Origin of the sequence: Parabacteroides sp. AF39-10AC (genome assembly GCF_003635405.1) — a bacterium.
GTDB lineage: Bacteria > Bacteroidota > Bacteroidia > Bacteroidales > Tannerellaceae > Parabacteroides > Parabacteroides distasonis.
Window position 1 is genome coordinate 74747 of record NZ_QTLP01000023.1, and the last position, 14990, is coordinate 89736.

Sequence of the window (14990 nt, forward strand, 5' to 3'; positions counted from 1 at the left end):
AGAATGGGCATCCGCGGAAATCATGGATGCCCATCTCTTTTTTCTCTCATCGAACCAGCTTCAACTCCTCAATCAACCTTGGGCATTTACCCCATTTATCGATCATGAAAAGGACATAGCGGATATCTACGCCGATGCAACGTTGCAAATCCGGTTCAAAAGCGATATCACCACTCATCGCCTCCCAGTTACCGTCGAAAGCAAGTCCGATCAAACGGGCGTTTTTATCGAATACCGGGCTACCGGAATTACCACCAGTGATATCATTGTTCGAGAGGAAGCACAGCTGCAATTCCCCTTTTTCATTTGCGTAAGGTCCGAAATCACGGCTACGAACCAGATCCAGTATCTCCGGTTGTACCCAGAACTCATCGCTCGTCGGGTCCTCTTTCTCTAGGATACCTTTATCCGTTGAGTAATAATTGTACCATGCGGCATCATAAGGACGATACCCTCCGATAGAACCATAGCTTAAACGCATCGTGAAATTAGCGTCGGAAGACAAAGCTTTCTCCGGATACATCTCCTTCAAGCCCGCGAAATACAAACGTTCTCCCTTAGCGATATCATACTCCGCATCACCCATCAACTGCTGTAACTGGAAGATAGACACCAATACGGACAAGCTCAGTTCCGCCGCCGGATCTTTTCTCAATTTCTCATATTGCTTCGGATTTCTCAACATCTCGGCGATCTTGTCGTACGACAATAAGGAAGTCTTCTTAAATACATCCGCCGCATATTTCTCATAATTTCCTTTATACTTCTTATCAACGCTCGTATAAATATCCGGCAAGAACTCCGAAGATACACGTTCTTTCGCGATCTTCATCATCGCGGCCAATACCTTCTGATCCAAAGACGGCTCGTAATCCTTGAAGAACGGTTGGATACGATCCTCTAAAAAGACAGTAATCTCTTCCGGAGTAGCTCCGTTTATATCCACCGATTGCACCATACGAGCCAAACGAATAATCTCCGCTCCACTGGAAAACGCCTCATTCAAATAGGTCAACGCCTCCCTATACTTATTGGTCGAGGTATATCCTTTTTCCAGCAAATTCAAGACCTCGCCATATTTAGCGCCCCGGGCCTGATCTTTCGCTACCCAATCAGCGAAGGCCGTCTCCTCCGCACGTTTACGTTCGATCACGTTTAGATTCGCCAATCCTTTATTCATACCGATCGAGTTCTTCCAATAATTGGAGCTTCCCGCATATTTGGAGGCATATTTGATACGTACGGCGTCGCTAGCCGACATAGCCTCTTTCCAGATGCCCTGCTTGATGCCACGCACCTCGATACGGGGCTTATTACTATTCTCGATACGCTGTTGCACGCCCCAAGAACACAAATAACGATCCGTGCTTCCCGGAAAACCGATTGTCATGGCATAATCCTTATCTTGATAACCTTGCATAGACACCTCCGCTACATATCTCGGGGTATAAGGCTTATTATCCGCGTTGTATTCCGCCGGTTTATTATCCGCGTTGGCGTACACACGGAACACGGAAAAATCACCGGTATGGCGGGGCCACATCCAGTTGTCCGTATCCCCACCGAACTTACCGATAGAGCTAGGCGGAGCGAACACCATGCGCACGTCACGAAATACGTCATATACGACCAAGAAATACTTGTTATTGTTATAGAAAGGAACCACGTCGGCTGCCTGGAACTCACTATTACCCACAGAGTCACAAATCACACGACCGATAGAATCGGCGGCGGATAAACGCTGGAACTCGTCCTCTATACCGGCGATCTGGCTGTTAATACGATCGCTCACGTCTACCGTCTCTTTCAAATAACGTACCGACAAACCCGGGACCGGCAACTCCTCTTGCTTGCTTTGGGATACAAAACCATCCTTCAAATAATCATGTTCCACGCTGCTCAATTGCTGGATAGAACCGAAACCACAATGGTGGTTCGTAAAGATCAAGCCCTCGTCCGAAACCGTAATACCCGTGCATCCGCCACCGAAGATTACCACGGCGTTCGCCACGCAAGGATCCGTCTCACTATACAACTGATCATAGGATGGGGTAAAACCCAACTCGGCCATTCTCGCCAAATTCTGCTTATTCAATTCCTTCAGCACCCACATGCCCTCATCGGCATATAACTGGCCGGAAGCGGCTAAAAGCAACAAAGCCGCCCACACTCTTTTCATCAACTTCATTCTTCTCTTATTAGTCTAAATTATTCGATTAGTAACTTAATGTTTTTTACCTCGACACGGGCCGACAACCATTCTGTAATCTTTTTACGCTCAACCTCTTTCACCTTCGTCTTACTCTTCAGATAAACCAGCATGACCGTATCCGGTTTCGCCGTCTCCGTATTCACGATATAGGTATGCGAGCAAGAAGCCTCTACCACAAAGGGGAACAACACTTTCATTTCCGGGATCAACTCGGATGTCAGGCGCCCATAACTCTGGTATTTGTCAACCTGCCGTTTTAAAGAATCGATCTGGATGGTTTGCACACGCAGCACCTCTTCGCTATTCTTATACAAATCCTGCATCAACAGGCTCTTCAGCTCGTTGATATCCGTCGCTTCCTGGCCAAAGCCCTGCTGTACGATCAAATGGACATTTTTCAATCCGTATTTTGGCATTTTGGCTTTTGCGTTCGCGATCATCTCGTCTGGTACGGTTTGTCCGATCAACACCACTTTTACCTCTTTCTTCTCGCTTGTATCCGTAATCACCTTACTCAATATTTGCGTATTCGGGAAACTCAGTTCTTCGGTGACAAACGTTCGTACCCTCTCATTAAAATAACTGCTACGGATTAAGTTATAACTCAAGAAAAGACTGGGTACGATCGTAAAGAATACGATAATACCGACATAGCGGGTCACGATCTTTTCCCGTTGTTTATCCAGGAATACTTTCTTCGGATACTTCAATAAACGTACCACCACATAAGTAGCCAAGCTAATAAATACCGTATTGATAAAATACAGATAGAAAGCGCCGAAAAAGTAATATAAATTACCACTCGCCAAACCGAATCCCGCCGTACAAAGCGGAGGCATCAACGCCGTAGCGATAGCCACACCCGGGATCACGTTTCCCTTGCTTTTCGTAGAGCTCGCCACGATTCCCGCCAGACCGCCAAAGAAAGCGATCAACACGTCGTATACCGTGGGCTGCGTACGGGCAAGCAACTCGCTTTGGGCCTCACTGATCGGTGATATGAGAAAATACAAGGTAGACGTTATTACGCTGAAGACCGTAGCCGTGGCAAAATTACGGAACGACCGCTTGATCAACTCGAAATCAGAGATACCCAATCCCAAGCCGAATCCCATGATCGGTCCCATCAGCGGCGAGATCAACATCGCGCCAATGATCACTGCCGTAGAGTTGGTATTTAACCCGAGAGAAGCGACAAACGTAGCGAAAATAAGTACCCATAAGTTCGTCCCCTTAAACTCTATCCCCTTTTTAATGGATTCTATCGTCTCCAGCTCATCTTCCTTTTCCTGCCTGACGTCGAAATTACGGACAAAAAAATCCATAATCTGTTTATGTAGCAATCCTTTTTCCATGCGGTATTAATCTTGTCCCATATTTATGCAAAGATATTTCAATTGTTTGTTTTTCTAACTATCTAATCGTTTTTTTATAGTGAGATTACGTATATTTGCACTTGTAACACAACAAAAAGAGATCCTATTTGTATGAAACGATATCTAATGCTTTTATGCTTATTGTTTATGTCCTTTGTCGTTTCATCTCAAACGACAACGCCAGACTCGCTTAAAAGCGCCTTGAAAAAAGCAACCTCCGAACGCTCTAGACTGGAAATCCTTACCAATTTAATGGATATCTCACGAAACGATGACATATTAGTAAACGCTAAACAACTCTATCAGGAGGCCTTAAAAGCGAATGACAATTACTATAAGGAAGCGGCGTTGACCGAGATTCTCCGACGTTATATCAACACGGACCAAACCGATAGCGCAAATATCTACATCGCCAAGGCCGAGCAGGAGCTAAAAGGAGAAGCCAGAGCCAGCCTCGTGTCGTTCATGAAAATGATACAAGATACGCGCGTCATATTCTACACATCCGGTGAACCGAGAAAGAAAGTCCTCATGAATTGCCTATTCAAGCTGGAAGAACCTGATAAATTGTCTCCCTACGAGAAAATAGCCTGCAATTATATACTTGGTATGGCTGTCAGCAACAGCATTATGGAAGAAAATATGCTTAAGGAGGACTTTAAGCAAGGAAGAGAATATTTCGACAATGTTCTGGCCGAGGCGGAAAAACTGCCCCTACGATATGCGTACAATTTCTTGCCTAACACCTATTTCATGCTATGCGCTTATGCGAGTAACCCTCAAGAACGAGGACAATATGCTACCCGTTACCTAAATACGATCTTAGGTTACTCTAACATCCCGGAGATGAGGAAACGTCCTTACGCAGTCAACAAACGTCAATTATTAAGCGCTTATTCAAACCTTGCCATTAGCGCCGAGGCTATTGGAAAGGATTTGGCGACCTCTTATTACCGTAAGTTCATGAATCTGCTGAAGGCTTATCCGGAATCAGCTAGCGCCGCCCCGGAGTATGAGCTCTACTACACCTCATCGAATTATTACCTAGGTATTAAGGACTATAAGAAATTCATTGAGTTCAGTGACTCTTTGATCAATTTCTCCAAACAGATACCGCTTTACAAGGAACATGTAATCGCTTATGTGTCCGCGAAAGCTGCTGCTTACGACAGCCTCCGGATGTACAAGGAAGCCTATGAGACATCCAAGGAATACGCTGTATTGCTAGACACCTTACGTATGCAAGAACTCAGGAAGAAAATGGAAAATCTGGAGATCGAGAAAGGGGCGAACGAGTTGGTGATCGAAAAGAGATCATTGGAATTGGAATTACAGAAAAGCAAGAAAGAGAATTACCTGTATATATCCTTATTGCTTCTAGCTTTATGCGCCGTGTTCTATATCTTTTTCCGATTAGGCAAGATGAGATCTCTTTATCGGGCATTGCAGAAGTCTAACGAGCAGGTCTTGATAGCGAACCAGAAGGCACAAGAGAGCGAGGAGATGAAGACCGCCTTCATCCGGAATATGTCGCATGAGATACGGACTCCCTTAAACGCGATCAACGGTTTCTCGGAACTCATCACCAACGGCGATATCTCCATGGACGAGAAACAGGCTTTCAGCCGTATTATCTATGAAAACTGTTACCACTTGACTTCCATGCTGAACAATCTCCTTGAGATCGCCCAGCTCGATAGCGGCAATGATTCCCTTCCTCTTGTTCCCACACGTATCCATGAGCTTTGTTTACATGAGATGCAACAGGTAAAGAAATATCAAGAGAAGCCGGAGATCAACTATGTGGTGGAAGGCGATAAGGAGAATGATATGATCTTGACCAATCGTGCTTATTTCAGTTTGATCATCTCGCATCTGCTGGCAAATGCGAATAAATTCACGGAGAAAGGAAGTATCACGCTTTCATACCATCTGGATAGCGGAGCCAATTTAGTGACCTTGTCGGTAACAGATACGGGTTGCGGCATCCCTCAAGACAAGCAGGAATGGATATTCGAGCGTTTCACGAAGACCAATGATTTCATTCCCGGCTCTGGCCTGGGGCTTTACCTATGTCGCTTGATCGTTAACCGGCTAAACGGTAAGATAAAGACAGATCCGTCTTATACGAAAGGCTCACGCTTCGTTATCACGATGCCAATCGCCACGCCGTCCAAGCCCTCCGAACCTACCGATTAACGGAAGAAACGTCCTACGTACGGGAGTTCTCGTAAAGGTAAATCCCTTTTAACCATAAATGCGATGAATACGCCTAATAAGATCGTGCGGTATCCCAACCGGAGCCATTCAGACTGTATCGGCAGTGCCATGCCTGCCACGTATAACACCGTCGCCACTCCGAAATAAAGAAACGCGGATTTCAAGTCGTACTCGATCGGGAATTTCTTTTGTCCTACAAAATAGGATAAAAGCATCATCAATAAATTACAAAAGAACGATGCCCACGCACAAGCCATATAACCGTACGAGGGACCGAACAGCAAGATGATAGAGACCGTGGCCACACATCCGATCGTGGAGAAATAGGCGCCCCATCGTGTCTGGTCGATCAGCTTATACCATAAGGAGAGGTTGAAATAAATACCGAAGAACAACTCGCCCAGCATCACGATCGGCACTACCCGTAATCCGGGATAATAGGCCGGCCCGACAAAGTACTTCAAGATATCGATATAGAACATTACCCCGAGGAAGATAAACAAGGCGAATATGATGAAATATTTCATCGCTTCCGAGTAGGCTTTCTTATTATCATCGCTCTTGTTTTTAGCGAAAATAAACGGCTCATAGGCATACCGGAAAGCCTGCGTGAACATCACCATCACCACGGCGATCTTGAAGCATGCGCCGTATATACCCAATTGCTCGTTCGCATACTCCTTATCATCAAACAAGAATGGAAACAGGATCTTATCTGCCGTCTGGTTAAAGATACCGGCAATACCTAGAATGAGGATCGGGAAGGAATAACGCAAGATTTGTTTCAATACCGTTCCGTCTACTTTCGCCCGTATGCCCGGCAAGATATCCGGGATCAAAAGCAATAAGGTTATCAGTGTCGTAAACACGTTCGCCACGAATACATAGCCTACCCCATAATCCGGACGATAGAACCAGCTTATCGCCTCCGGATAGTGCGTATGCAACCACGGACAAGTGATCAAGAAGAATATATTCAAGATAATATTCAAGAAAATACTCAGCAACTTAATCCCGGCGAAACGCCATGCTTTTCCCTTATACCGAAGATAAGCGAACGGAATGCAACAAAAAGCGTCTACCGCCACGATACCCGCCATCATCCCGATATACTCCGGATGGTCGCCATATCCCAAGCCGGCACTAATAGATGGTAACAAGGCGAAAACCGCTACGCTAAACAGCGCCGAACTTCCCAGCAGGCAATACAGCACGGAAGCGTACACCCGCATCGGCTCTTGCTCCTCTTTCTTATTGATGAAACGGAAGAACCCCGTCTCCATGCCATAAGTAAGCAAGACCAGCAACAGGGCTGTCCAACCATATAAATTCGTCACGATCCCATAATCCCCTGTTCCGGCCAACACACGTGTGTACATCGGCACCAACATCCAATTCAGGAAACGCCCCACTATACTACTCAATCCATAAACGGCTGTCTCTTTAGCGAGCCGCTTCATTCCTCCTGCCATATCGTATCTGTCTAATCAAATAAAGAACCTTGTTCCCCCACCCGGCTACGTCCCAGATGGGTATAAGCTAAATCGGTGACCTCACGGCCACGGGGCGTGCGTTTGATAAAGCCCTCTTTGATCAAGAAAGGCTCGTACACTTCTTCTAGCGTTCCGGGGTCCTCGCCCAAAGCCGTGGCGATCGTCGTTAATCCGACCGGGCCTCCCTGGAATTTATCAATGATCGTCGTCAGCAACTTATTATCGATCTGATCCAAGCCATACCGGTCTATATTCAACGCCTCCAGAGAGAAGCAAGCGATCGCCTTATCGATATCTCCGTTCCCCTTCACTTGAGCGAAATCACGCACACGGCGCAATAAAGCGTTGGCGATACGAGGCGTACCCCGGCTACGGGAAGCGATCTCCCTAGCGGCGTTCAACTCACATTTTACATTCAAGATATTAGCACTACGGAGCACGATCTTCGTCAGCGTCTCCATATCATAATACTCCAAGTGCATATTGATACCGAAACGGGCACGCAGCGGACTAGTTAGCAAGCCGCTACGGGTCGTAGCGCCAATCAATGTAAACGGAGCCAAATCGATCTGTATCGAGCGAGCGCTTGGTCCTTTATCGATCACGATATCGATCCGGTAATCCTCCATAGCGGAATATAGGTATTCCTCCACGATCGGGCTCAACCGGTGAATCTCATCGATAAAAAGCACGTCGTTCTTCTCCAGCGAGGTCAATACCCCGGCCAGATCTCCCGGCTTATCCAGCACAGGCCCCGACGTGACCTTGAAACCAACCCCCAACTCGTTCGCTATAATATTCGACAACGTCGTCTTTCCCAACCCGGGAGGTCCATGCAAAAGCACATGATCCAGCGCCTCCTTACGCATGCGGGCAGCCATGACGAACACCTTCAGGTTCTCCACCACCTTCGCCTGTCCGCTGAAGTCACGGAGCGAAAGCGGCCGAAGCACGTTCTCGTACTCTCGCTCGTTTTCCGGCATCCGGGCATCCCTTATATCAAAATCATCTTCCATATTCACGTTCATTGACTTGCAAAGATAATGTTAAACAACACATTCACGAAAATAGATGTATAAAATATTTTTCTGACAGTGAGAAAAGCATATGTTTGCTAAAGGGACACCTTTAAAAACATACTACCATGAAACTTATACTCACAATCTCTGCGATGATCCTGTTCCTGATAACGGGATGCGAAAGTGGCAAGCAACCGGCTAACGACTTTTTAACCGTGGATATCACGGCAAATTATCCGAAGAAGGAACTGATTCTTCAAGACTTTTTGGATGTGGAATACATCCCATTAGAAACGAATGAGGAATTCATAACCTCAGCCAGCATGCAAGCCATCGGCAAAAATCTCATAATCCTTAGAAACAAGAACGGACAAGACGGAGATATATTTATCTTCGACCGGACCGGAAAAGGCCAGAGAAAAATCAACCGCAGCGGCCAAGGTAGCCAAGAATACACGAATATCGGGTCTATTGCCCTCGATGAGGAGAAAGGTGAGCTGTTTATCAACAACTACTATTCGAGCCAGTTTATCGTATACGACCTGTCCGGAAACTTTAAGCGAACTTTAAAGTACGATAAAGATTTTAATTTCAATAGCGGGAAGATATACAATTTCGATCAAGACAACTTAATCTGCTACGATGAGATTGGCAATTATAAAAATCTGAGAAAAAGCGCATTTTGGCTCCTGTCCAAACAAGACGGGAGCATTGTCAAGGAAATCGAACTCCCTTATGAGCATAAGATATCACCGTTTTTATCAAAAGGAATTTGGTCCGCAGGACCTCGTAATACCGAATTAATTTCCCAAAATGGAAGTTGGGTCTTAATAGAGCCATCTACAGATACGATTTATAGTTATTCCCAAGATCACTCTATCAAACCCTTTATCGTAAGGACTCCACCTATCCGCTCTATGGCCCCGGAAGTATTTCTTTATCCAAGTATTCTTACCGACCGGTATTATTTCATGCAAACAACAAAGAAACAATGGGATTTTGAGAAAGAAACCGGATTCCCCAGAACCGACTTGGTATATGATAAACAAGAGGACGCTATCTTTGAGTGTGTCGTATATAATAACGATTTCGTAGATCAGACACCCGTTGATATGTGGTACGAACACGGAATACTAAAGATCATCAATAACGATGGGATCGCTTTCATAAAGAAACTAGAAGCCAATGAGTTGGTGGAAGCCTACAGGAAAGGTAAGCTGAAAGGCCGCTTGAATGAGATCGCAGCGGGATTGAATGAGGAATCCAACCCCGTGATTATGGTGGCTAAGTATAAGGAGTAAAAAACTTCTTACTTATTGTCTATTTTTCCAGACTTGTTTTTTATTCGTACATGTTTTTCGGAAAACACGTACGTGAATTTCCAAAAACACGTACGTGAATCCGTGAAAACATGTACGTGTTTTTACGGAAATCCGACAAGCATATTTATCTATCTTATTATCAGCTAGTTATGAATCGACTTCATAGTAAGATATTATTGTTGAAAATTTACTTCTAAAGATACGGTTCCTCTCCTATATTTTATGTAACTTTGCTTATAAGTCGCATAAAATATAGGACGATATGAACCAGACAATTTATCCCATCGGCATACAGAACTTCGAGAAAATTCGCAAGGACGGCTATCTCTATATTGACAAGACAGCCTTGGTCTATCAATTGGTTACTACCGGACAGTATTACTTCCTCAGCCGCCCCCGACGCTTCGGGAAAAGCCTGTTGCTGTCCACGCTGGAGGCCTACTTCCAAGGGAAAAAGGAGTTGTTCGAGGGACTGGCCATGGAGAAACTGGAAAAGGACTGGAAAGAATACCCGATCCTCCATTTTGACCTAAATATCTCCCAATACGACTCTCCGGATAGCTTATACAAGATATTAAACGACATCCTGTCCCGGTACGAAGACGAATATGGGACACGTCCCTCGGAAGTGACCCTGCCCCTCCGTTTCGCCGGAATCATCGACCGGGCCTACCGCAAAACCGGACAAAGGGCCGTGATCCTGATAGACGAGTACGACAAGCCCTTGCTACAGAACTTGCACGACAAGGAGATGCAAAACCGGCTCCGGAACATGCTCAAACCCTTCTACGGCGTATTGAAGACCATGGATAGGGCCATCCGTTTCGCCCTGCTCACAGGTGTGACCAAGTTCGGCAAGGTAAGCGTGTTCAGCGACCTCAACAACCTCATGGACCTGTCGATGGATAATCGGTACGTCGAGATATGCGGCATCACAGAGAAAGAGATACATGCCTATCTGGATGACGAAGTGAAGGAACTGGCTGATACCCAAATGACGACCTACGAGGAAACCTGCCTAAAACTCAAGCAACGCTATGACGGATACCATTTCACTGCCAAGTCCGAGGGTATATACAATCCATTCAGCCTATTGAATACCTTCGCTAAGATGGAATTCGGAGACTACTGGTTCGAGACCGGAACACCCTCCTACCTCGTGGAGCTGCTCAAGCACACCCATTACGACCTCTACGAGATGGCCAACACGGAGACTGACGCCGACGTGCTCAACAGCATCGACTCCGCCTCGAACAATCCCATACCCGTCATCTACCAAAGCGGATACCTGACCATCAAGGGCTATGATCCTGAGTTTGGCATTTATCGACTGGGGTTCCCGAACAAGGAGGTGGAAGAAGGTTTCGTCAAATACCTACTTCCTTTCTATACGAGCATACAAGCCTCTAAGACCCCCTTCGAGATCGGACAGTTCGTTCGGGAGATACGGTCTGGCAATTACGACGCCTTCTTCCACCGCCTCCAAAGCTTCTTCGCCGACACACCCTACGAGGTGATCGCCGGGCAAAAGCCGGAACGAGACACGGAGCTGCATTACCGGAACGTCCTCTTCATCGTCTTCAAGCTGGTCGGCCTATACACGCAAGTGGAGTACCGTACCTCGAACGGGCGTATCGACCTCGTATTGCAAACCGATCGCTATGTATATATCATGGAGTTCAAGCTCAACGGAACCGCCGAGGAGGCCCTGCGGCAAATCGGGGAGAAAGGCTACGCCCTACCCTTCGCCGGAGACAATCGGGAGGTCTTCAAGATCGGCGTGAACTTCTCCTCTGAAACCCGCAATATTGAGAAGTGGCTGGTAAGGTAAAAAGCCTGCTTTTATCCATATATACTTACTTTGCCGATGAAGTATATATCCTATGCCCGGAGAAGATATACTTCAAGTGGCATCGAAGTATATCTTCTCCCCCAAAAGGCTCCTCAAGTGAATAACTAATCACTTCCCAACTCGTAAGCTTACGGCTACCCCTACTCGTAAGTTATTCATTTGACAAGCCATAAACAAACAGTTTACATCTAGCGTAACAATCTGTTATTCAATGCATTTACAACAGAAATAAAAACCGTTCAAAAAAGTCGGACTTTCCAGCCGGAATATCCTCGCCTTTTTGTATTATCTTTATCGCCAACAAATAATACGCAGATGAAGAAAAACATTGTTTTCCTGTTAATTCTAATACCTATTATATGGATCTCTTGCGACGGAATGGGCCATCAAACCATAGACTTCCGAAAAATAGAGAACCTTATGCCCCAACATCCGGATAGCGCCTTAATGCTCCTTGAGCAAATAGAGAACAAAGAAAACCTATCCCGAAAAGATAAGGCACATTATTATTTATTGCTGACGGAAGCGCAAGACAAAACTTTTGTTAAGCATGAAACCGACTCGCTGATCACGATCGCAACGGATTATTATGAGGAAACAGACGATCTGGAACGAAAAGCGAAAGCTTGGTATTACAAAGGACTGATAAATAATGACCTCGATCAACCAATGAAAGCACAAGAATGTTTTTTAAAGGCTTTGCGAGATGAAAAGCAAGTGAAAGACTATGCATTGCTAGGACGAATCAATAATCAGATAGGGATGCTCTACACTTATCAACATGTATATGAAAGAGCAATTCCTTATTTGAAACAAGCCAATAATTGTTTCGAAATGATTCGTGATACGATAGGACAGGCCTACGTGTTAAGAGACCTAGGAAGAGCATATACCGTAACTCAACAACTCATCGATGCAATAGAGGTTTACCGTGAGGCATTACCTTATGCCCCTGCTATGGGTAACGGAACTATTCCCAATGAATTAGCCAATATTTATTTAGAAAAGGGAGAGTATGAGGTAGCCGCAAAATATATAGATCAGGCCTTACGGCTTTTTCGAACAGAGGAGTCACGTTTTCCGACCCATTTGGTGCTAGGCAAATACTATTTAGAGACAGCGCAAATCGATTCCTCGGAATATTATCTGCAAAAGGCATTAAGCAGCCCTTCTTTACAAACTCATGCGGGAGCATTGAAATATCTGTCATATGTAAAAGAAAAACAATCCGCATGGATAGAGAGTATCACTTTAATGAAAAAACCGGCAAAGCCTTGAAGAAGATTAACAGGAAAGGGCAAGGTGGCGAGGAATATGTAGGTATTACGGAGATTGTTCTGGATGAAGCAAACAAGGAAATATTTGTCATAGCCTATACCGGAAGTAAAATCTCAGTATATGATCTAGACGGAAATTTTAAAAGGAGTTTCAAAGCCGCAGGTACGGAATCTCATGTAAATACATTTAATTATGACCGGGAAAATTTGATCTCTTATGTACCGGATAATAGTCTGGAAAACCCGTCAAACGCCATACCTCCATATTATTTAATCTTTTCCAAACAGGATGGAAGTATCACCCGGAAAATATCAATTCCTTTTAAGGAAATTAAAAGCCCGGTCGCAAGAGATGGGGAAAACTGGGAGAACTGGGCCGCTCCAGTACCAACCGCCATGTATCAAATAGTTCCAGATCATACCAATTGGGTACTTATGGAGACATCATCCGATACCATATACCACTATTTGCCGGATGCTAATACGACAATCCCCCTTATCGTAAGAACCCCCTCCATACACTCCATGGATCCTCCTGAAGTATTTCTTATACCAACCGTTTTTACCGACCGTTATTATTTCATGAGCCTGTTGAAAGCGGAATTTAATTTTGAAACAGGGAGAGGGTTTCCAATTTCCGGATTGATGTACGATAGACTGGAAAATTCTTTATTCATACCTAAAATATACAATGGTGATTATACCAGCAAAAGAGAAGTGGATATGACGTTGAGACCTTTAGATGAGGAGTTCGTAATCGGACAGTCATTGCAAGCCCACGAACTTGTCGAGGCTTACGGGAAAGGACGATTGAAAGGCAAACTGAAAGAGATCGCAACTACATTGGATGAAGAGTCCAATCCGGTGATTATGCTGATAAAACATAAGAAAAATAAATACTAGCATGAAAGTAAATTTAATTTCAGCAGTCCTCCTCTTTGCCTTAGCGGGATGTGGAAAAGATAAGCAATCGACAGACGAGCTTGTCACGATCAATGTTAACAAAGATTACCCAGAAAAGGAGCTAATCCTTCAGGATATTATGGATGTGGAATATATTGCGCTGGAAACGACTGACGAATTTATCACACATGGTAATGTCATGGATATCGGCAAAAAATTTATAATAGTAAAAAACAACACAAACGACGGGAACATATTCATTTTTGACCGGAAAACGGGAAAAGCTATACGGAAAATAAATCGTTTAGGACAAGGTGTCGAGGAATATCCGGGGATTGCAGGAATTACACTAGATGAGGAAAACAATGAGCTATTTGTTACACATACAGGGAAAATATCAGTATATGATTTAAACGGGGACTTTAAAAGAAGCTTTAATTTCCTAGACCCCGAGAGTGACTACCTTAAGGTTTTTAATTATGACAAGGATAATCTGATCACTTATGATAACAAAGGCTATGGAATGGTGGCAGACCAACAGCCTTATCATTTGATTATCTCAAAGTATGACGGAAGTATTATCCAGAAAATTACAATTCCTTCTAAAGAACAGAAAACACTGGTTATATTCGGAGATAATGATCAAAAAGTAATTCCTACTTTTTTTGCTACAACCGCCACTTCCGATAATTGGATACTTATGAATCTCTCATCCGATACCCTATATTCCTATTCGCCAAACGGTCATATTAAGCCTTTTATCGTGAGGACACCCTCTATATATTCCATGGATACAGAAATATTTCTTTTTGTAGAGGGGGTGACAAGCCGTTATTATTTTATGAGAACCGTAGAAAAAAAACTCGATATTAAAACGAGAAAAATACCGGTGAGTAGGTTGGTATACGACAAACAGGAAGATTCTATATTCAAATATCAAATATATAATACTGATTTTTTATATCAAAGACCGATCTATTGGATTTCATCTATTAATCAAGATATTGCGAACTGGTATCCCTTTGATGCGCCTGAATTGATTGAGGCTTATAAAGAAGGGAAGCTCAAAGGCAGGCTAAACGAAATCGCGGCGAAATTGAATGAGGATTCTAATCCCGTCATAATGCTGATCAAGTATAAGAACTAAATCATGTCTATATCCTAATGTTTTAATTTATGCTAAGATCGTTTCCACATTATCAGCAATTGGATTCTATGGACTGTGGTCCTAGCTGCCTCCGTATGATCGCCAAGTTCTATGGCCGTGTGTACTCGATCCAGAACTTACGGGAGAAAGCCTTCATCACACGGGAAGG

General features: G+C 44.4%; 11 protein-coding genes. 7 read left to right on the forward strand and 4 right to left on the reverse strand.

What is annotated here, in order from left to right; translation table 11 throughout:
* Positions 1–46: 46 nt before the first annotated feature.
* Positions 47–2179 (reverse strand): S46 family peptidase, encoded by a 2133-nt coding sequence (locus DW033_RS18380; RefSeq protein WP_349213355.1) that lies wholly within the window; start codon positions 2177–2179, stop codon positions 47–49.
* 29 nt (positions 2180–2208) lie between these two features.
* On the reverse strand, positions 2209–3567 hold the full coding sequence (locus tag DW033_RS18385) for a TIGR00341 family protein (RefSeq protein ID WP_048926904.1): 1359 nt from the start codon (positions 3565–3567) through the stop codon (positions 2209–2211).
* Between the two features lie 132 nt (positions 3568–3699).
* Here DW033_RS18385 and DW033_RS18390 point away from each other — a divergent pair, with 132 nt between their 5' ends.
* On the forward strand, positions 3700–5787 hold the full coding sequence (locus DW033_RS18390; RefSeq protein ID WP_048926905.1) for a sensor histidine kinase KdpD: 2088 nt from the start codon (positions 3700–3702) through the stop codon (positions 5785–5787).
* Here the strand turns inward: DW033_RS18390 and DW033_RS18395 are convergent.
* Positions 5784–7280, reverse strand: a complete 1497-nt coding sequence (locus tag DW033_RS18395; protein WP_008778664.1) for a lipopolysaccharide biosynthesis protein — start codon at positions 7278–7280, stop codon at positions 5784–5786. The two genes, DW033_RS18390 and DW033_RS18395, sit on opposite strands and share 4 nt — an antisense overlap.
* Positions 7281–7291: 11 nt before the next feature.
* Entirely contained in the window at positions 7292–8317 is a 1026-nt protein-coding gene (gene ruvB, locus DW033_RS18400; protein ID WP_008778665.1) for a Holliday junction branch migration DNA helicase RuvB, read from the reverse strand.
* A 128-nt stretch (positions 8318–8445) separates the two neighbouring features.
* Here ruvB and DW033_RS18405 point away from each other — a divergent pair, with 128 nt between their 5' ends.
* From DW033_RS18405 to DW033_RS18430, 6 genes are all read left to right on the forward strand, one after another.
* Entirely contained in the window at positions 8446–9621 is a 1176-nt protein-coding gene (locus DW033_RS18405) for a 6-bladed beta-propeller (protein ID WP_048926906.1), read from the forward strand.
* A 283-nt stretch (positions 9622–9904) separates the two neighbouring features.
* Positions 9905–11473: an ATP-binding protein gene (locus DW033_RS18410; protein WP_122383015.1), complete on the forward strand. Its 1569-nt coding sequence runs from the start codon at positions 9905–9907 to the stop codon at positions 11471–11473.
* 336 nt (positions 11474–11809) lie between these two features.
* Positions 11810–12772, forward strand: coding sequence for a lipopolysaccharide assembly protein LapB (locus tag DW033_RS18415; protein ID WP_233554247.1), 963 nt, complete (start codon positions 11810–11812; stop codon positions 12770–12772).
* Positions 12769–13674, forward strand: a complete 906-nt coding sequence (locus DW033_RS18420; protein ID WP_233554249.1) for a 6-bladed beta-propeller — start codon at positions 12769–12771, stop codon at positions 13672–13674. Before DW033_RS18415 ends, DW033_RS18420 begins: the two co-directional genes overlap by 4 nt.
* A gap of 1 nt (position 13675) precedes the next feature.
* Positions 13676–14821, forward strand: a complete 1146-nt coding sequence (locus DW033_RS18425; protein WP_122383016.1) for a 6-bladed beta-propeller — start codon at positions 13676–13678, stop codon at positions 14819–14821.
* A 29-nt stretch (positions 14822–14850) separates the two neighbouring features.
* A partial coding sequence (locus DW033_RS18430; RefSeq protein ID WP_147378177.1) for a cysteine peptidase family C39 domain-containing protein occupies positions 14851–14990 on the forward strand: 140 nt, incomplete at its 3' end.

Bases quoted from the DNA above. Each gene is read 5' to 3' on its own strand.
- DW033_RS18380 (WP_349213355.1), bottom strand. From the start codon at position 2,179: ATGAAAAGAGTGTGGGCGGCTTTGTTGCTTTTAGCCGCTTCCGGCCAG.
- DW033_RS18385 (WP_048926904.1), bottom strand. From the start codon at position 3,567: ATGGAAAAAGGATTGCTACATAAACAGATTATGGATTTTTTTGTCCGT.
- DW033_RS18390 (WP_048926905.1), top strand. From the start codon at position 3,700: ATGAAACGATATCTAATGCTTTTATGCTTATTGTTTATGTCCTTTGTC.
- DW033_RS18395 (WP_008778664.1), bottom strand. From the start codon at position 7,280: ATGGCAGGAGGAATGAAGCGGCTCGCTAAAGAGACAGCCGTTTATGGA.
- ruvB (WP_008778665.1), bottom strand. From the start codon at position 8,317: ATGGAAGATGATTTTGATATAAGGGATGCCCGGATGCCGGAAAACGAG.
- DW033_RS18405 (WP_048926906.1), top strand. From the start codon at position 8,446: ATGAAACTTATACTCACAATCTCTGCGATGATCCTGTTCCTGATAACG.
- DW033_RS18410 (WP_122383015.1), top strand. From the start codon at position 9,905: ATGAACCAGACAATTTATCCCATCGGCATACAGAACTTCGAGAAAATT.
- DW033_RS18415 (WP_233554247.1), top strand. From the start codon at position 11,810: ATGAAGAAAAACATTGTTTTCCTGTTAATTCTAATACCTATTATATGG.
- DW033_RS18425 (WP_122383016.1), top strand. From the start codon at position 13,676: ATGAAAGTAAATTTAATTTCAGCAGTCCTCCTCTTTGCCTTAGCGGGA.